Source organism: Nocardioides palaemonis (genome assembly GCF_018275325.1).
In the GTDB taxonomy this organism is placed as follows: Bacteria; Actinomycetota; Actinomycetes; order Propionibacteriales; family Nocardioidaceae; genus Nocardioides; species Nocardioides palaemonis.
In genome coordinates, this window is record NZ_JAGVQR010000004.1 from 1157736 (window position 1) to 1174632 (window position 16897).

18 protein-coding genes are annotated in these 16897 nt (G+C 72.4%); 7 read left to right on the forward strand and 11 right to left on the reverse strand.

The genetic code is table 11. The annotated features are described in order from the left end of the window. Positions 1–2 precede the first annotated feature (2 nt). Positions 3–212: a hypothetical protein gene (locus KDN32_RS21335; protein ID WP_211734631.1), complete on the reverse strand. Its 210-nt coding sequence runs from the start codon at positions 210–212 to the stop codon at positions 3–5. Between the two features lie 107 nt (positions 213–319). Here KDN32_RS21335 and KDN32_RS21340 point away from each other — a divergent pair, with 107 nt between their 5' ends. Then, the gene (locus KDN32_RS21340; protein ID WP_211734640.1) at positions 320–697 is read left to right on the forward strand and encodes a DUF1304 domain-containing protein; all 378 of its coding nucleotides are present in this window, start codon (positions 320–322) and stop codon (positions 695–697) included. Between the two features lie 24 nt (positions 698–721). On the opposite strand, the gene KDN32_RS21345 is transcribed toward KDN32_RS21340, so the two are convergent. The 6 genes from KDN32_RS21345 to KDN32_RS21370 all read right to left on the reverse strand — a co-directional run bounded on the left by KDN32_RS21345 (position 722) and on the right by KDN32_RS21370 (position 6579). Beyond that, positions 722–2380, reverse strand: a complete 1659-nt coding sequence (locus tag KDN32_RS21345) for an NAD(P)/FAD-dependent oxidoreductase (RefSeq protein WP_211734642.1) — start codon at positions 2378–2380, stop codon at positions 722–724. Between the two features lie 23 nt (positions 2381–2403). Beyond that, the gene (locus KDN32_RS21350; protein WP_307854274.1) at positions 2404–4248 is read right to left on the reverse strand and encodes a Na+/H+ antiporter; all 1845 of its coding nucleotides are present in this window, start codon (positions 4246–4248) and stop codon (positions 2404–2406) included. Between the two features lie 48 nt (positions 4249–4296). Next, on the reverse strand, positions 4297–4860 hold the full coding sequence (locus KDN32_RS21355; protein WP_211734644.1) for a dihydrofolate reductase family protein: 564 nt from the start codon (positions 4858–4860) through the stop codon (positions 4297–4299). Between the two features lie 58 nt (positions 4861–4918). Next, complete coding sequence (locus tag KDN32_RS21360; protein WP_211734645.1) at positions 4919–5407, reverse strand: SRPBCC family protein; 489 nt, start codon at positions 5405–5407, stop codon at positions 4919–4921. Positions 5408–5449: 42 nt separating this feature from the next. Beyond that, positions 5450–5776, reverse strand: coding sequence for an ArsR/SmtB family transcription factor (locus tag KDN32_RS21365; RefSeq protein WP_211734648.1), 327 nt, complete (start codon positions 5774–5776; stop codon positions 5450–5452). 122 nt (positions 5777–5898) lie between these two features. Continuing rightward, positions 5899–6579 (reverse strand): alpha/beta fold hydrolase, encoded by a 681-nt coding sequence (locus KDN32_RS21370; protein WP_211734649.1) that lies wholly within the window; start codon positions 6577–6579, stop codon positions 5899–5901. A 208-nt stretch (positions 6580–6787) separates the two neighbouring features. On the opposite strand from KDN32_RS21370, the gene KDN32_RS21375 reads away from it, so the two are divergent. After that, a complete protein-coding gene (locus KDN32_RS21375; RefSeq protein ID WP_211734660.1) occupies positions 6788–7756 on the forward strand; it encodes a helix-turn-helix transcriptional regulator in 969 nt (322 codons plus the stop codon). On the opposite strand, the gene KDN32_RS21380 is transcribed toward KDN32_RS21375, so the two are convergent. After that, positions 7746–8378 carry a hypothetical protein gene (locus KDN32_RS21380; RefSeq protein ID WP_211734662.1) on the reverse strand — a complete coding sequence of 211 codons (633 nt, stop codon included), beginning with the start codon at positions 8376–8378 and terminating at the stop codon, positions 7746–7748. The two genes, KDN32_RS21375 and KDN32_RS21380, sit on opposite strands and share 11 nt — an antisense overlap. 50 nt (positions 8379–8428) lie before the next feature. On the opposite strand from KDN32_RS21380, the gene KDN32_RS21385 reads away from it, so the two are divergent. Then, positions 8429–8599, forward strand: coding sequence for a hypothetical protein (locus KDN32_RS21385; RefSeq protein ID WP_211734664.1), 171 nt, complete (start codon positions 8429–8431; stop codon positions 8597–8599). A gap of 129 nt (positions 8600–8728) precedes the next feature. Here the strand turns inward: KDN32_RS21385 and KDN32_RS21390 are convergent, their stop codons facing one another. Continuing rightward, positions 8729–9121 carry a DUF1801 domain-containing protein gene (locus tag KDN32_RS21390; RefSeq protein WP_211734665.1) on the reverse strand — a complete coding sequence of 131 codons (393 nt, stop codon included), beginning with the start codon at positions 9119–9121 and terminating at the stop codon, positions 8729–8731. Positions 9122–9324: 203 nt separating this feature from the next. After that, the gene (locus KDN32_RS21395) at positions 9325–9927 is read right to left on the reverse strand and encodes a LysE/ArgO family amino acid transporter (RefSeq protein ID WP_307854275.1); all 603 of its coding nucleotides are present in this window, start codon (positions 9925–9927) and stop codon (positions 9325–9327) included. Between the two features lie 97 nt (positions 9928–10024). On the opposite strand from KDN32_RS21395, the gene KDN32_RS21400 reads away from it, so the two are divergent. The 4 genes from KDN32_RS21400 (at position 10025) to KDN32_RS21415 (ending at position 15619) form a co-directional block, all read left to right on the forward strand. Next, positions 10025–10804 (forward strand): ABC transporter ATP-binding protein, encoded by a 780-nt coding sequence (locus tag KDN32_RS21400; protein ID WP_211734667.1) that lies wholly within the window; start codon positions 10025–10027, stop codon positions 10802–10804. After that, a complete protein-coding gene (locus KDN32_RS21405) occupies positions 10804–13356 on the forward strand; it encodes an ABC transporter permease (protein WP_211734668.1) in 2553 nt (850 codons plus the stop codon). The genes KDN32_RS21400 and KDN32_RS21405 overlap by 1 nt, the downstream gene beginning before the upstream one ends. A 75-nt stretch (positions 13357–13431) precedes the next feature. Next, positions 13432–14910 (forward strand): peptide MFS transporter, encoded by a 1479-nt coding sequence (locus KDN32_RS21410; RefSeq protein WP_307854276.1) that lies wholly within the window; start codon positions 13432–13434, stop codon positions 14908–14910. Position 14911: 1 nt separating this feature from the next. Then, a complete protein-coding gene (locus tag KDN32_RS21415) occupies positions 14912–15619 on the forward strand; it encodes a ZIP family metal transporter (protein ID WP_211734670.1) in 708 nt (235 codons plus the stop codon). Between the two features lie 110 nt (positions 15620–15729). On the opposite strand, the gene KDN32_RS21420 is transcribed toward KDN32_RS21415, so the two are convergent. Then, positions 15730–16770 carry a DNA polymerase IV gene (locus tag KDN32_RS21420; protein ID WP_211734672.1) on the reverse strand — a complete coding sequence of 347 codons (1041 nt, stop codon included), beginning with the start codon at positions 16768–16770 and terminating at the stop codon, positions 15730–15732. Positions 16771–16897 lie beyond the last annotated feature (127 nt).

Sequence of the window (16897 nt, forward strand, 5' to 3'; positions counted from 1 at the left end):
CGCTACTGCGACGGCTGGGGCACCTCGACGTCCGGGCAGTCGGTCTTGGGGTTGATCCCGGTGTAGTTGAGCGGGCCGGCGACGACGTTGAGCACGATGTCGCTGGTCTCCGAGCAGCTGGCCTCGGCGTCGTCGAAGTAGCCGCGCTGCCAGGCTGCGAACGCCCCGATCACGAGCCACACGACGAGCAGGATGCCGATCAGTCGTCCCACGCTGGACCTCCTCGTTCAGCACGGCGGGGGTCGCCGCGCGCCTCACTCTCCGCCCGCGGGCGGAGACGTGCCACCCACGGAGGGGTAGGGCGCCCTAGGGTGCGTCCATGACGATCCTCGCGGTGATCTTCGCGGCGCTGGCAGCAGCGCTGCACGTCTACATCTGGGTGCTCGAGTCGTTCCGCTGGACCGAGCCCGCGACCCGCAAGACCTTCGGGACGTCCGAGTCGGACGCCCAGGTCACCCGGCCGCTGGCCTACAACCAGGGGTTCTACAACCTCTTCCTGGCGATCATCACGGCCGTGGGGCTGGTCCTGCTCGGCTCCGAGCGCGGGACCGGCGCCGCCCTCGCGCTGGCCGGCACCGGGTCGATGCTTGCGGCCGCGCTGGTGCTGGTCACGCACGACCGGTCGATGGCCCGGGCCGCGATCACCCAGGGCACGCTGCCGGCGCTGGCGGTGGTGTTCCTGCTGCTCCAGCTCTGACGGGACGGCTGGGCAGGGAGCGGCTCACCCCAGCCAGGTGTGCACGGCGGAGACGACCGACGCGCCCTCACCGGTGGCCGACGCCACCCGTTTCATCGAGCCCGAGCGGATGTCGCCGGCCGCGAAGATGCCGGGGACGGTGGTGCCGAGGTCGCTCGGCGGGACGTCGTCGACCCACAGCTCGCGCGGCACGTCGCGGCCGGTGAGCACGAAGCCCCGCGCGTCGCGCAGCACCTCCTCGGGCAGCCAGCTGCACTCGGGCTCCGCGCCGAGCAGCAGGAACAGCCCGCGCGCCTCGACCCGGTCGCGCTCGCCGGTGACCTGGTCCTCGACCTCGAGCCACGCGAGGTGGCCCACGTCGTCGGGCCCGCCGTCGACGACGCAGGCCGAGCCGCGCACCGTGATCCGCGGGTTCCACTCGATCTCGTCGATGAGGTAGGACGACATGGTGGCGGCCAGGTCGGGACGCCGCACCAGGATGGTCACCCGGCTGGCGAACCGCGCCGCGTGGATCGCGGCCTGTCCGGCGGAGTTGCCGCCGCCGACGATGACGACGTGGTCGCCGGCGAGCTCGCGGGCCGCCGCCATCGCGGCGCCGTAGAAGACCCCGCGCCCGACCATCTCCTCGATCGCCTCGACCCCGAGCCGGCGGTAGTCGACGCCGGTCGAGACCAGGACGGAGCGGGTGTGGACGTCGCCGCCCTCGGTGTGGACGACGTGGTGGCCGCCGTCCTCGCACGGCGAGATGCCGGTGGCCGGCCAGCCGGTGAAGAAGCGGGTGCCGAAGCGCAGCGCCTGCCCGCGGGCCCGCTGGGCCAGCCGCATGCCCGAGATGCCGCGCGGGAAGCCGAGGTAGTTGCGGATCATCGAGCTGGTGCCGGCCTGCCCGCCGATCGCCTCGGCCTCGAGGCACACCGTGCGCAGGCCCTCGCTCGAGGCGTACACGCTCGCCGCGAGGCCGGCGGGGCCCGCGCCGACCACGACGAGGTCGACGACCTCGTCCACGTCGATCTCGTCGGGGCGGCCGTAGAGCTGGTTGGCCAGCGAGCGCACGTCGGGGCAGTGCCCGCACCAGCCGGCGAGCGAGGACACGACCGGCCAGCGACCCTCGTCCTCGGGGCAGTCGGCCATCACCGCGCGGCCGACCTCGCTGTCGGGGTGGTGCACCCCGGCGGGCAGGCCGACGCGGCCGAGGTAGTCGAGCAGCTGGCGGGTGAGCGCGTCCTTCTCCGGCGTGATGATCCGGACGTTCTCGACCACGGGCGTCGCGACGGTGGCGTTCCACTCGTTGAGCAGCTCGCCGACCGCTCCGTGGAACTCCTCGTCGCGCGGGCCCTGCGGCATCAGCAGCAGCGCGTCGACCTTGCCGGCCGCGACGGCGTGCCGGAAGGTCTGGTTGTCGGCGCGGAACCGGCTGATGTGGGAGACCAGCAGCCGCCGGGCGGTCGGCACGGTCTTGCGGGTGCCGCCCAACAGGGCGAACAGCATCTGCTCGTCGTGGTCGGTGTCGATGACGAACAGCGCGACCTGGTGGCCGGTGGCCACGAGGTCCTTCGCCGTGTGCTTCGCGCTGGCCTCGTCCTGCACCAGCCGGACGTCGTACTCCCGCTCGTAGCGGGCGAAGGTGTCGGCCAGGACCTCACCGTGGTTCGCCGACGCGACCACGATCGCGGGTGCTCCCATACCTCCAGCCTAGTGCGGGGACGTCAGCCGGTGAGGTTGTGGACGTAGCACCAGCGCCAGGCCTCGTCGGGCTCGGCGGACTGCATCACCGGGTGCAGGGTGTCGTGGAAGTGGGCGGTGGCGTGCTTGCCGACGGAGGAGTCGCAGCAGCCGACGTGCCCGCAGGTCAGGCACTGGCGCAGCGACACCCAGCGGGTGCCGTCGGCGAGACAGGTCGCGCAGGCCGGGTCGGCGACCGTCTCGATCGCCGGGAACTGCTCGAGGTCGTCGCAGATCCGGCCGCCGGTGAAGCCCATCGAGGTGTTGCGGACGCTGGTGCGCGCCTCGGTGCCGGCGTCGAGCATCGACTCCTCGATGTCGAGCATGCCGAGCACCTCGCTGACCACCTCGGAGGCGAGCCGGCCCTTGCTGCGCACGCGCAGCACCTTGGTGCGCTCGGCGGCGATCATCTCGCGGCGCACGCGGGTGTAGAGCTCGGACGGCGTCTCCTCGCCCTCGGCGGTGGACAGCTGCTCCCACGCCGCGAACGTGCGCTGGTCGACGCGGGCACGGACCTGGGCGTCGACGCCGTGGTGGTCGTCGAAGTCCATCTCCGCCAGCCTGGCGAGCCCGGCGTCGGCCGCCTGCTGGAGCAGGCCGGCGCGGGAGAGGGCGTCCTCGGCCGGGTCGGGCGAGGGGACCTTGAGCAGCCGGGTCAGCAACGGGAGGCTGAGCCCCTGGACCAGCAGGGTGCCGGCCACCACGGTGAACGCGACCAGCAGCAGCACCTCGCGGTGGGGTGCGTCCTCGGGGATGACGAAGGCGGCCGCCAGCGTGACCACGCCGCGCATGCCGGCCCAGCCGATGAGGAACGTCCAGGACGCCGGCAGCGGGTCGTTGCCGAGCCGGCGGAAGAGCAGCGTGCCGAAGACCCAGGCCATCCGCACGCCGACGACGGTGACGAGGGTGGCCGCGCAGACGACGGCGATCCGGCCGGCGCCGAGGGTCGACTCGGAGACGTCGGCGAGGATCCAGTCGAGCTGGAGGCCGATCAGCAGGAAGACGGTGTTCTCGAGGACGAAGGCGACCGTGCGCCAGGTGATCCGCTCGGTGATCCGGGACTGGGCGGTCTGGATGATCGGCGCCTTGTGGCCGAGCAGCAGGCCGGCGACGACGACGGAGATGACGCCCGAGGCGTGGATCTCCTCGGCCGCGACGAACGCGGCGAACGGCGTGAGGAAGGACAGGGCTGTGTCGAGCAGCGGGTCGGTGAGCCGCTTGCGCAGCCAGGCGACGACGAGGAAGAACAGCACGCCGATCGCGGTGCCGCCGCCCGCGGCGACGACGAAGTCGAGGCCGACCTCGGCCATCGCCACGCCCCCGGAGAGGGCGGCGATGGCGGTGCGCAGGGCGACCAGGGCGGTCGCGTCGTTGAGCAGCGACTCGCCCTCGAGGATCGTCACGACCCGTCTCGGCAGCCCGATCCGCCGGGCGACGGCGGTCGCCGCGACCGCGTCCGGCGGTGCGACGACGGCTCCGATCGCGATCGCCGCCGCCCAGCCGATGCCCGGGACCAGCCAGTGCACGACCGCGCCGACGACGAGGGCGGTGATCACCACCAGCACGACCGACAGCCGCAGGATCGAGCCGCGGTTGGCGTTGAAGTCGACCAGCGAGGTCTGGATCGCGGCCGCGTAGAGCAGCGGCGGCAGCAGCCCGAGCAGCACCACCTCGGACTCGAGGTGGATGGTCGGGACGCCGGGGACGTACGACGCCACGGCCCCCACCACCACGAGCAGCAGGGGGGCCGGGACGTGCAGGCGGTCGCTGACGGCGGTCGCGGCCAGGACGACGGCCGCCATCGAGACGAGGAGCAGGGCGAGTTCCACCAGACGAGTCTGGCGGGTCGGTGCCCGTTCGGGCCACGTCGTTCGCGATCAGCGGACGACCTCGAGGACCTGCAGGGTGATGCCGTTGGCGTAGGCCGCGTGCTCGGTGAGTCGCAGCGACGTCTTCGGGCCCTCGCCGAAGAGCCGCTTGCCGGAGCCGAGCAGGAGCGGGAAGACGAGCAGGTGGTAGCGGTCGACCAGGCCGGCGCGGGCCAGCTCCTGGGCGAGGTGGGCGCTGCCGTGCACGTGGATCTCGCCGCCGTCGGTCTCCTTCAGCGCCGCGACGTCGTCGACCGAGCGCAGCACGGTGACCTCGCCGTCGCCCCACGGCACGGTGTCGCCCTCGAGGGTGGTGGACACGACGTACTTGGGCATCGCGTTGTAGGTGGTGAACTCCTCCATCGAGGGCCACACCGGCGCGAACTCCTCGTAGGACCGACGCCCGAGCAGCAGCGCGGAGGCCTGCTCGGTCTCACGGCCCTTGATGTCGTAGGCGGCCTCCTCGAACGCGACGTCCTTGAACGTCCAGCCGGCGTGCGGGTGGTCGCCGCCGCCGGGCGCCTCCATGACGCCGTCGAGGGAGAGGAAGGTGGTGATGACGATCGGTCGCACGGTGTGGCCTTTCGATGGGACGGGTCGGTGGGTGGATCAGTCGGTGGCGGGTCGTCGCTCAGGCGGCGACGAGGTCGTCGATCTGGTTGATGGCGGCGGTCGAGCCCTCGACGACACCCATGTCGAGCACCTTCTGCAGGTCGTCGGCGCTGGCGTAGGCGGTCACGAAGGTGGCGCGGGTGCCGCCGTCGGTGGCGGTGAAGGTGAAGTCGGCGCGCGACTCGGGCATCGAGGTGTTGGGCGCGAAGGTCTCGTCGAGGGCGAAGCCGTCGTTGAAGGTGAAGCCGTCGGGCCGCGAGACGCCAGTGACGTCCCAGTAGGCGTAGAACCTCTGCCCCTCGGGGCTGGTCATGTAGTAGTTCATCCGACCGCCGGGGACCAGGTCGTGGTCGACGAAGGTGGCCGGGTAGGTCGGCGGGCCCCAGACCCGCTCGAGCTGGCGCGGGTCATCGTAGACCGCGAACACGCGCTCGACCGGTGCGGCGAAGTCGGCGGTGATGGTCAGGGTGAGGGCGTCGAGGTCGTGCTGCACGTCGGTGACAGGCATGGTTCCGGTCCGTTCTGCGGGTGGGTGTGGGTCAGTGGTGGGTCATTCGCCGGCGAGGAGGTCGTCCATCCGCTGGATGCGGCCGCGCCAGAGCGCCTCGAGCTCGGTGAGCATCGCGGTGACGGAGCGGACCGCCTCCACGTCGCCGCTCGCGAGTGCCTCGCGACCCTGCCGACGCTTGGTCAGCAGGCCCGCGCGCTCGAGCACGGCCACGTGCTTCTGGACGGCGGCGAAGCTCATGTCGTAGTGCTGCGCCAGCGCCGAGACCGAGTGCTCCCCGGCCAGCACGCGGCGCAGGACGTCGCGCCGGGTGCGGTCGGCGAGCGCGTGGAACCACGCGTCCGCCCGGTCCTCCGCGTCCTCGATCATGGACCTAACGTACAACCGAATGGTTGTACGTTGTCAAGACCCCCACCCCGGAAAGTCATCTGAGGACGCCCTGCAGCCGGGAGGGGTCTCCGGGGCTGCAGGACGTCCTCAGATGCCGGGGCTCAGCGGCGCGTCGCCTCGTCGAGCAGCGCGGCGAGCGCGGCCGGCTGGGTGTACATCGGCCAGTGGCCCGAGTCGATGTCGACCAGCTCGAGGGCGGTGGCGGCGCCGAGCTCCGGGACGTCGCCCGACGCGATGAACTCCCTGGCCTGCTCGGGGCTGAACTCGGGGCACACGAGAGTCAGCGGCACGCCGTGGCGCCGCTCGTCGCTCCAGCGCACGACGCCACGGGTGACGCCGACCGGCACCGCGTGGGCGCCGGCGGCCACCGAAGCCTTGAGCTCGGCCGACATGTCGGCGGAGTCCGGGCCCTCGAACGGCTCCCAGCCCGGGAAGGCCATCACGCCGTCGACCGGCTCGAAGAAGTCGGCGTAGGTGTCGCCCTCGGTCGCGGGGAACCCGCCGATCAGCGCGACGCCGGTGATCGCGTCCGGGCGCTGGTCGGCCGCCGTCCAGGCGAGCGTGCAGGCCGCGGAGTGGCCCACCACGAGCGGGCGGTCCGCGGCGTCGACCGCGGCGAGCACCGCTGCGACCTGGTCGTCGTAGGTCGCGCTCGCGTCGCCGTCACCCTGGCCGGGCAGCGTCACCGGCACGGGACGGTGGCCGAGCCGCTCGAGCTCGGGCAGCACGTCGTCCCAGGCTGAGGCGTCGAGCCACATCCCCGCGATCAGCACGATGTCCATCAGTCGTTCTCCCTGTGTCTCGGTGATTGAGGTGCGAGCGCGCCCCTCGATGGTTGAGGTGCGAGCGCGGCCCTCGGTGGTTGAGGTGCGAGTGCGCCCCTCGGTGGTTGAGGTGCGAGCGCAGCGAGCCTCGAAACCACTCGCTGTCCCGCCACCGTAGACACCATTCCGGACGGAAGGCGTCCGGAACCAGTGCGACCATGGATCCATGAGCGAGATCAGCCCGACCGCCCGGGCGCTGCGGGCGCTCGACGTCCTGCAGTCCCGGCCCGGGATCACCGCGACCGAGCTGGCCGGCCGGCTCGGCGTCACCGAGCGCGCCGCCCGCCGCTACGTCGCGATCCTGCGCGAGGCCGACATCCCGGTGGAGTCGACCCGCGGGCCCTACGGCGGCTACACCCTCGGGCGCGGGCTGCGGCTGCCGCCGCTGGTCTTCTCCGCCACCGAGGCGCTCGGCCTGGTGATGGCGGCGCTCGACTCCCAGCACCGGGTGGCCGACCCCGACGACCCGGTCGGCTCCGCGCTCGGCAAGATCCTGCGGGTGCTGCCGACCAACGTCGCACGGCAGGCGGTCGCGATGCGCGAGACCGCGCGCACGGTGCCCGAGCGGTTCCCGGCCAAGCCGGACCCGGAGGTCACCAGCACGCTCGTCGCCGCGGTGGCCGCCCAGCGCCAGGTGCGCCTGGGCTACCGCACCGCCGCCGGCAACCCGCGTACGTTCGAGGTCGATCCGTGGTCGGTCGTGGTGCGCTACGGCCGGTGGTACCTGCTGTGCCACTCCCACCACGCCGACGCGCTGCGGACCTTCCGCATCGACCGGATCACCGCGGTCGAGGAGCTCGACGGCACCTTCGCCGTCCCCGCCGACCTCGACCCGGCCGCCGAGCTCGAGGCCAACCTCGGCCAGGGCTGGGAGCACGAGACCCACGTGGTCTTCGACCTGCCCCTCGAGCAGGTGCGGCCCTGGATCCGCCCGACGCTCGGCGACCTGCGAGCGCTGCCGGACGGCGGGTGCGAGCTGGTCGGCAGCACCAGCAACGCCCAGGCGTACGCCGGTGAGTGGCTCGCGGGCGTGCCGTTCGCGTTCCGCGTCGTGGGCGGGCCCGAGCTCCGGACGGCGGTCGCCGAGGTCGCCGATCGGCTGCGCGCGTCGCTGGAGGCTCCGGTCAGCGGTTGACCGCGACCTCCTTGCCGAGGGTCCAGCCGTCGGAGATCGGCAGGAAGTCGCCGCTCCAGAACTTGCCGGGGTCGTACCAGGTGGCCCTGCGGTCGTCGAGCAGGATGCCCATCTCGATGTAGCAGGTCGCGACGATCTCGGCGCAGAACGCCGCCTCCGGCGTGACCCGCCGACCGCGCTTCTTGCGCGGGACGTAGGCGTCGCGCCCGCGCAGCCAGCGCGAGGCGAGCTTGGTCATGCTCGGGAACGAGACGCCGTCGAGACGCGCGACGGCGCGCAGCATGCCGTCCTCCTCGTCGCGGCCGATCTCCGGCTCGAGCTGGCGCAGCCACGCGTCCTGCTTGTAGTCGCCCTGCCAGCGCGCGACCGCCTCGCGCAGGTCGTGGAGCTGGACACCGCGGTGGTGGGCGCCGGTCCACATGTCCTTCTGCTTCTTGCCGAGCTCGGCGTGGAAGATCAGCGGCGGCAGGTCGTCGACGACCACCGCCATCCCGACGTGGTTGACCGGCGAGTTGGTGACCGCGCGGATCGCGCGGTCCGGGGCGCGACGCCCGCGGAAGAGCCAGATGTCCCCGCTGCGGGTCAGGTCGACCGCCTCGTCGAGCGTCAGCGCCGGTGCCATGCGCGGAAGTCTGCCTCACCGGCTCGCGGGACGCCGGCTACGCTGCCCGCATGCGCGCGTGGAAGCTGCTCGGACTCGCCGGTGTGCTGGCCGGTGTCGCCACCGGTGCGGCCGTCGCGCGCGACGAGCGCGTACGCCGCCACTACGACGCCGGCGAGATCCGCGAGCGCCTGCACAAGCGGCACGACGAGGCGCTCGCCCGCGCCGCCGAGAAAGTCTGACCTCCGCCCCCGTTGGTCGAGGAGGTCGCGCAGCGACCGTCACGAGACCCGCCACCGTGTCGTCCGGCTGTCCGGGTCTCGTGACAGGACGTCGTCCTTCCTCGACCAACGGCCGGTGGAGGGGGGCGGTCAGTCGCCGACGTGCTTGTCCCGCCAGGCCCGCGCGACGAGCTCGCCGAGCACGGAGGTGTCGACGGCGTCGAGGCGCTTGACGTAGAGGCAGCCCTTGCCAGTCGTGTGCGGCCCGAGCCGGTCGAGGAGCTCGTCGGGCCCCTCCTGCAGCAGGCCGTAGAACGTCAGCGCCGCCTTGCGCGGTGACAACCCGACGGCGAACCAGTCGTGCACCTTGGCGTCGGCAGTCGTGTACGGCGCGTGGCCGAAGCCGACGATCGAGGGTCCCCACACCCGCGCCTCGGCACCGGTCGTACGCGTGATCAGCTCGATCGCAGCGCGGGCGTCCTCGCGCCGGCGCTCGTCGGCGGTGGCGGAGAGGACGTCGTCGACGGAGGTCTGATCGGTCATCGCCCCATCATCGACCATCCGCCGGGCCCGTGCTGGTCGAGGAGGTCGCGCAGCGACCGTCACGAGACCCCCGAGGGTGGTCGTCCGGCTGTCCGGGTCTCGTGACAGGACTTCGTCCTTCCTCGACCAGCGGGGGTGCGGGCCGTCGTCCTTCCTCGACCAGCGGGGGTGCAGGCCGTCGTCCTTCCTCGACCAGCGAGAAGCTAGCCGCTGAGGGCCAGGCGCAGCGCGATCGCCAGCATCACGAGCCCGACGAGGACGTCGAGGACCTGCCAGGCGCGAGCGCTGGCCAGGCGGGGCGCGGCGAGGCGGGCGCCGTAGGCCAGGCCGGCGAACCACAGCAGGCTCGCGACGCACGCACCGAGGGCGAACCACCAGCGTCCCGGGTCACCGTGGGTGCCGGCGACGGACCCGAGGAGGAGGACGGTGTCGAGGTAGACGTGCGGGTTGAGCCACGTCAGCGCGACCGCCCGTGCGAGCACCCCGCGGCGCGACTCGACCACGCCGTCCCCGACCGCAAGCGCCTCCGGACGCCGGGCCCGGAGGAGGGACAGCACGCCGTACGCCGTCAGGAACGCGACGCCCAGCCACCGCACCACCTCGACCGCCCACGCGGCGCGGTCGAGCAGCACCCCGATGCCCGCGACGCCGGCGACGATGAGCACCACGTCGGAGAGCGCGCACACCGCGACGACCAGTCCGACGTGGCTGCGGCGCAGGCCCTGGCGCAGCACGAACGCGTTCTGCGCACCGATCGCGACGATGAGCGACAGGCCGGTCAGCAGCCCGGCGACGACGTCTCCCACGGGCCCAATCTAGGGCCGGCGACCCTGACGGATGTCAGGGACGACTAGGGGCGATATCCCATGGCAGGCCGCTTCGGAGGGCTGGGACACTTCCCCCATGACTGAGCAGCCCCGGGAGGGCGTGGCGACCGAGGTCGCCGCGAGCGCACGTGACCTGGTGAAGACCTACGGCAAGGGGGAGGCGGAGGTACGCGCCCTGGACGGCGTGAGCGTCGACCTGATGCGCGGCGAGTTCACCGCCGTGATGGGCCCGTCGGGGTCCGGCAAGTCCACCCTGATGCACTGCCTGGCGGCGCTCGACACCCCCAGCGGGGGCGAGGCGGTCGTCGACGGCACGGAGCTCGGGCGGCTCAAGGACAAGGACCTCACCACGCTGCGCCGCGAGCGCATCGGGTTCGTCTTCCAGTCCTTCAACCTGGTGCCGACGCTCAGCGCGGAGGAGAACATCCTGCTGCCGCTGAGCCTCGCCGGCCGCAAGCCCGACCGCGCGTGGTTCGACCAGGTCGTCGACGCCGTCGACCTGCGCCCGCGGCTCGGCCACCGGCCGAGCGAGATGTCCGGCGGCCAGCAGCAGCGCGTCGCCTGCGCCCGCGCGCTGGTCAGCAAGCCGTCGATCGTCTTCGCCGACGAGCCCACCGGCAACCTCGACTCCACCAGCAGCGCCCAGGTGCTCGGGTTCCTGCGCCGCAGCGTCGACGAGTTCGGCCAGACCGTCGTCATGGTGACCCACGACCCGGTCGCGGCGTCGTACACCGACCGCGTGCTGTTCCTCGCCGACGGGAAGATCGTCGACGAGCTGCGCGAGCCCGACCGCGACCAGATCCTCGAGAAGATGGGCCGCCTGCAGGACGCCGCTGCGCAGAAGGCGGCCGGCTGATGCTCCGCCTGACCTGGCGCAACCTGGTCGCCCGCAAGGTGCGGCTGCTGATGAGCACGCTCGCGATCGTGCTCGGCATCGGCTTCCTCGCCGGCGTGATGACCTTCAGCACCGGCCTCAACGCCACCTTCGACAACATCGTCAAGGGCTCCACGCCCGACGCGCAGGTGCGCCCCGCCGGCGACGTGCAGGGCGCCAACGCCGGCGTCGGCACCACCGCGCTGGTGACGCCGGCCGACGTCGACAAGCTGGCCGCGCTGCCCGAGGTCGCCCAGGCGGAGGGCTCGGTCGACGGTCTCGGCTCGTTCCTGCTCGGCAAGGACGACAAGCTGGTCGGAGGCCAGGGCGCCCCGACGCTGGCGTTCAACTACGCGGCCGGCGAGAACATGCAGGGCGAGCCGATCCTCGAGCTCAACCAGGGCGGGTGGCCCGAGAAGCCGGGCGAGGTCACCATCGACACCTCGTCGGCCGAGCGCGGCGGCTACGAGGTCGGTGACACCGTCACGATGATCGTGCCGACCGGCGAGCCGCGACGCACCTTCACCCTCGTCGGCACGGCCGACTTCAACGGCGGCGGCACCGCCGGCGCCACCCTCGTCCTGATGGACACCAAGGAGGCGCAGGAGATCTTCCTCGACGGCCAGGACGGCTTCACCAGCGTCTCCCTGACCGCCAAGGACGGCGTCTCGCAGACCGAGCTGGTCGACGCGGCCAAGGCCGTCACGCCGGAGGGCTTCACCGCCGTCACCGGCGACAAGGTGGTCAAGGAGACCCAGGACCAGATCGGTCAGTTCCTCGACGTCATCTCGATCTTCCTCACGACCTTTGCGGTGATCGCGATCGTCGTCGGCGCGTTCATCATCTTCAACACCTTCTCGATCCTCGTCTCCCAGCGGGTGCGCGAGTCGGCGCTGCTGCGCGCGCTCGGCGCGAGCCGCCGGCAGGTCACCCGCTCGGTGCTCGTCGAGGCGTTCCTCATGTCGGTGGTCGGCGCGACCCTCGGGCTGCTGCTCGGGCTCGGGCTCTCGCGGGGGCTGGCCGGGCTCTTCCGCTCGTTCGGCCTCGACATCTCCGGCGACGTGCTGACGCTGACCCCGTTCACCATCGTCTCGGGCTACGTCGTCGGCATCGTGGTCACCATGGTCGCGGCCTTCGTCCCCGCCCGCCGGGCGGCGAAGGTCCCGCCGGTCGCGGCGATGCGCGACGACCTCGTCGTGCAGGAGAAGGGCATGGGGCGCCGCCTCGTTCTCGGCACGATCGCGATGGTGGTCGGCGCCGCCCTGGTCGCGGCCGGCCTGGTCGGCGCCCCCGGCACCGACGCGATCTGGATCGGCGCGGGCGCGGTGATCTGGGTGGTCACCACCGCCGTCCTCGCGCCGGTGGTCGGCAAGCCGGTGCTGCTGCTGTGCCGCGGCCTGTTCGGCCGGGTCTTCGGCACCGCCGGCCGCCTCGCCGGCGAGAACGCGCTGCGCAACCCGCGGCGTACGGGTGCGACCGCCTCCGCGCTGATGATCGGCCTCGCCGTCGTCTCCGCCGTCGGCGTCCTCGCCTCGTCGCTGAGCGCCACCCAGGACAAGATCGTCGACGACCAGTTCACCAGCGACTTCCTCGTCCAGCTGCCGACGTTCCAGGGCTTCCCGACGCAGTACGGCGACCAGATGGAGCAGGTCGACGGCGTCGCGGTCGTCTCGCGCCAGCAGGGCGTACCGGTGAGCGTCGAGGTCGACGGCAAGCCCGACCAGGCCTTCGCCAACGGCGTCGACGCCGCCTTCACCGACGTCTACACCCTGAAGATGGAGTCCGGGACCGACGAGCTCAGCGGCGACCAGGTGCTGCTCAGCCAGGGCCGCTCGGAGAGCCTTAAGGCCACCACCGGCGACACGGTTGACGTCGAGTTCCCCGGCGGGAAGACCATCCCGCTCGAGGTCGCGGGCGTCTTCGAGGACACCCCGGTCACCAGCGGCATCACGGTGCCGTTCTCGGTGCTGGAGGAGGCGGGCGTGAAGCGCAGCGACTCGACGCTGAGCATCAACGTCGCCGACGGCGCCGACGTCGGCGCGGTCAAGCAGGACCTCGAGGACGTGGTCAAGGACCTGCCGATCCTGTCGGTGCAGGACAAGCAGGAGTTCAAGGAGCTGATCAGCGGCCAGGTCAACCAGCTGCTCTACGTCATCTACGGCCTGCTCGCGCTCGCCGTGGTGATCGCGGTGATCGGCATCGTCAACACCCTCGGCCTGAGCGTCCTGGAGCGGACCCGCGAGATCGGCCTGCTGCGCGCGGTCGGCCTCTCGCGGCGCCGGCTGCGCCGGATGATCACGCTGGAGTCCGTGTCGATCGCGCTGCTCGGCGCGGTGCTCGGGATGGTGCTCGGACTGGTCATCGGCGTGGTGCTGCGCGAGTCGCTCAAGGACGACCTGACCGAGCTCTCCCTGCCGATCACCAGCCTGCTGGTCTTCCTCGTGGTGGCGGTGATCTTCGGGGTCCTCGCGGCCGTCGTCCCGGCGATCCGCGCCTCGCGGATGAAGGTGCTGGACGCCATCGCAAGCGAGTGAGCCAGCGAGTGAGCGGGGTCACGCCCTCACCCCCCGGGTGGTGACACACCCGGGGGGCGGTGGCACCGTGGGCCGGTGAGCCAGATTCCAGACACCACGCAGGCGCGACCCGCGCGCGGCGACTCCGACACCCGGTTCTTCGGCCAGCCCGGAGTGCTGGCCAACCTGTTCGGCGTCGAGCTGTGGGAGCGGTTCAGCTTCTACGGCATGCAGGGCATCCTGCTGATCTACCTGTACTACTCCGCGGCCCGCGGCGGCCTCGGCGTCGACGAGGGCGTCGCAACCGGCATCGTCGGGGCGTACGGCGGCGCGGTCTACCTCTCCACGATCCTCGGGGCGTGGCTGGCCGACCGGCTGATCGGCCCGGAGCGGACGCTGTTCTACTCCGCGGTCTGCGTGATGCTCGGCCACATCGCCCTGTCGCTGCTGCCCGGCCTGACCGGCGTCGGCGTCGGCTTGGTGCTGATCGCGCTCGGCTCGGGCGGCGTGAAGGCCAACGCGACGTCGCTGGTCGGCTCGCTCTACGACGAGCACGACACCCGCCGTGACGCCGGCTTCTCGCTGTTCTACATGGGCATCAACATCGGCGCCCTGATCGGCCCGCTGCTCACCGGCCTGCTGCAGAAGGAGGCCGGCTTCCACTGGGGCTTCGGCGCCGCCGCGGTCGGCATGGCCCTGGGCCTGACCCAGTACGCGCTCTTCCGCAAGAACCTGCCCGAGGAGACCAACCGGGTCGCGAACCCGCTGCCCCACGGCAAGCTCGCGACGTACGGCATCGGCGCCGTCGTGGTGCTCGCGGTCGTCGGCGTGCTGACGTGGGTCGGCGTGATCACCGCCGACCGGCTGGCCAACATCGTGATCGGCATCAGCGCGGTCGCGGCCGTCGCGTACTTCGCGGTGATCCTCACCGACCGCGAGGTGCAGGGCGCCGAGCGCAGCCGGATCTTCGCCTTCGTGCCGCTGTTCGTCTGCAACGTCGTGTTCTGGTCGCTCTACCAGCAGCAGTTCACGGTCGTGACGATCTACGCCGACAAGCGCCTCGACCGGAACCTGTTCGGCTGGGAGATGCCGGTCTCGTGGGTGCAGTCGATCAACCCGGTCTTCATCATCGTGCTGGCCGGTGTCTTCGCCGCGCTCTGGACCAAGCTCGGCGACCGGCAGCCGGTGACGCCGCTCAAGTTCGGCGCCGGCACCGCGCTGATGGGTGTCGCGTTCTTCTGCTTCCTGCCGATGCCGGGCGGCGAGAACACCGCGCCGCTGTGGGGCCTGGCCGGGATCCTGCTGGTCTTCACGCTCGCCGAGCTGCTGATCTCGCCGGTCGGCCTGAGCGCCACCACCAAGCTGGCGCCGAAGAAGTACACGACCCAGATGGTCGCGCTCTACTTCCTCTCGATCGCGCTCGGCACCGCGCTCGCCGGCGTGCTGGCGGGCTACTACGACGAGGCCGCCGAGGGCCCGTTCTTCATCTGGGTGGGCCTCGCCTCGGTGGTCACCGGTGTCGTCGTGATGCTCGCGTCGAAGCCGATCCACAAGCTCATGGCGGGCGTCGACTGACGTGCTCGCCTCGCTCGGGTGGGGTGCGCTGGCCGCCAGCTCGCTGGTGGTCGGCGCCCTCCTCGCGCTGGTGCGGTCGTGGTCGGACCGGGTCGTGGGCCTGGTGCTCGGCTTCGGCGCCGGCGCGCTCGTCGCGAGTGTGTCCTTCGAGCTCGCCGAGGAGGGCCTGCGGATCGGCAGCGCGTACGCCGTCGCCGCGGGCCTCGCGCTCGGCGGGCTGACGTACTTCCTCGCCGACCGCGGCGTGCAGCGCTGGGGCGGACGCTCCGGCGGCGCCTCGGCCGGCACCCCGCTCGCGGTCGGTGCGTTCCTCGACGGCATCCCCGAGCAGGCCGTCCTCGGCATCGGGATCGCGGCCGGCGGTGCGGTCAGCCCGGCCCTGCTGGTCGCGATCTACGCCTCCAACCTCCCCGAGGCGATCGGCTCGGCCGCCGACATGCGCGCCGCCGGCCGCTCGCGCGGCTCCGTCGTCGCGCTCTGGACCGGCGTCGCCGCCTGCTGCGCGGCCGCGACCGTCGCCGGGACGCTGCTCGCCGACGCGGTCTCCAGCGACGGCCAGGCCTTCGTCGACGGCTTCGCCGCCGGCGCGCTGCTCACCATGCTGATCGACTCGATGGTCCCCGAGGCCAAGGAGAAGGCGAAGGACTGGGCGGGCCTGGCCACCGTCGTCGGCTTCGCGCTGGCGGCGGGGTTGTCCCTGCTCGGCTGAGGGGCCCGAGCTGGCGGTCGCCACGGGCAGATGCCGGCGTGTCGCCGTCCGACACGCCGACGGTGGAGCGCGCGGCCCGACCTAGCGGCCCTCCGCTCCACGGACGCCGGTCAGTAGCCGCCCTCGGGCGGCACCATCTCCCCGCGCACGCCCAGCAGCCGGACCGGGCGCTGGTCGTCGAGGGCGAGGAAGAGGTCGAACGCCGTCTGCGTGATCACCTCGACGTCGAGGGTCGGCTCCTGGAGCTTGCGGACCTTGGTGAAGGTGAAGAACGGCGCGAAGCGGACCTTGAGGTGGACGCGTTGCACGGCGCGGTCCTCGCGGCGTACGTCGTCGACGACCCGCGCAGCCAGCTCGGACAGCGCCGCCCGGACCTCGTCGGGCGTGGCGAGGTCGGACTGGTAGGTCGTCTCCCGGCCGTGGGCGCGGGCGACCCAGGGTGTGTCGTCGGGCCAGGCCCGCCCGCCGCCACGGCCGAGCCGGCCGAGGTGTCCACCGCTGGCGGGGCCGAACGCGGCGACGAGCGACTCCTCGTCGGCGGCGGCGAGGTCGGCGACGGTGCGGATCCCGATCGCCTCGAGCCGCGCACCGATCCGGTTGCCGACGCCCCAGAGCGCGGTGGTCGGGCGGGCGCCCATGACGTCCATCCAGTTGTCACGGGTGAGCCGGAAGGTGCCCTGCGGCTTGCCGAAGTCGGTGGCGATCTTGGCGCGGACCAGGGTGTCGCCGATGCCGACCGAGCAGTGCAGCGCGGTCGCCTCCAGCACGGCCGCCTGGACCGCCCGAGCGGTCGCGAGCGGGTCGTCGGTCTCGACGCCGACGAACGCCTCGTCCCAGCCCAGCACCTCGACGACCGCGCCCGGCACCGCGCGCAGCGTCTCCATCACCCGCGCCGACGCCTCCTCGTAGACCGGGAAGTCGACCGGCAGGAACACCGCGTCCGGGCAGCGCCGCCTGGCCAGCTTGAGCGCGAGGCCGGAGCGTACGCCGTGGGCGCGGGCCTCGTAGGACGCCGTCGACACCACGGCGCGCTCGGTCGGGTCGCCGCGCCCGCCGACGACGACCGGCAGCCCGACCAGCTCGGGCCGGCGCAGCAGCTCCACGGCGACCAGGAACTGGTCCATGTCGACGTGCAGCACCCAGCGGCCCATCCGCCCATGGTGGCGCAGACCTCCGACACCCGGCGGAAAACCGGGTGCGCCCGGGACCGTGTGACGCCTACCGTTGTCCGCGGCGGGATCAGCGGCAGGGCCCGGAGTTCCGGGGCCCGGTTCCGCG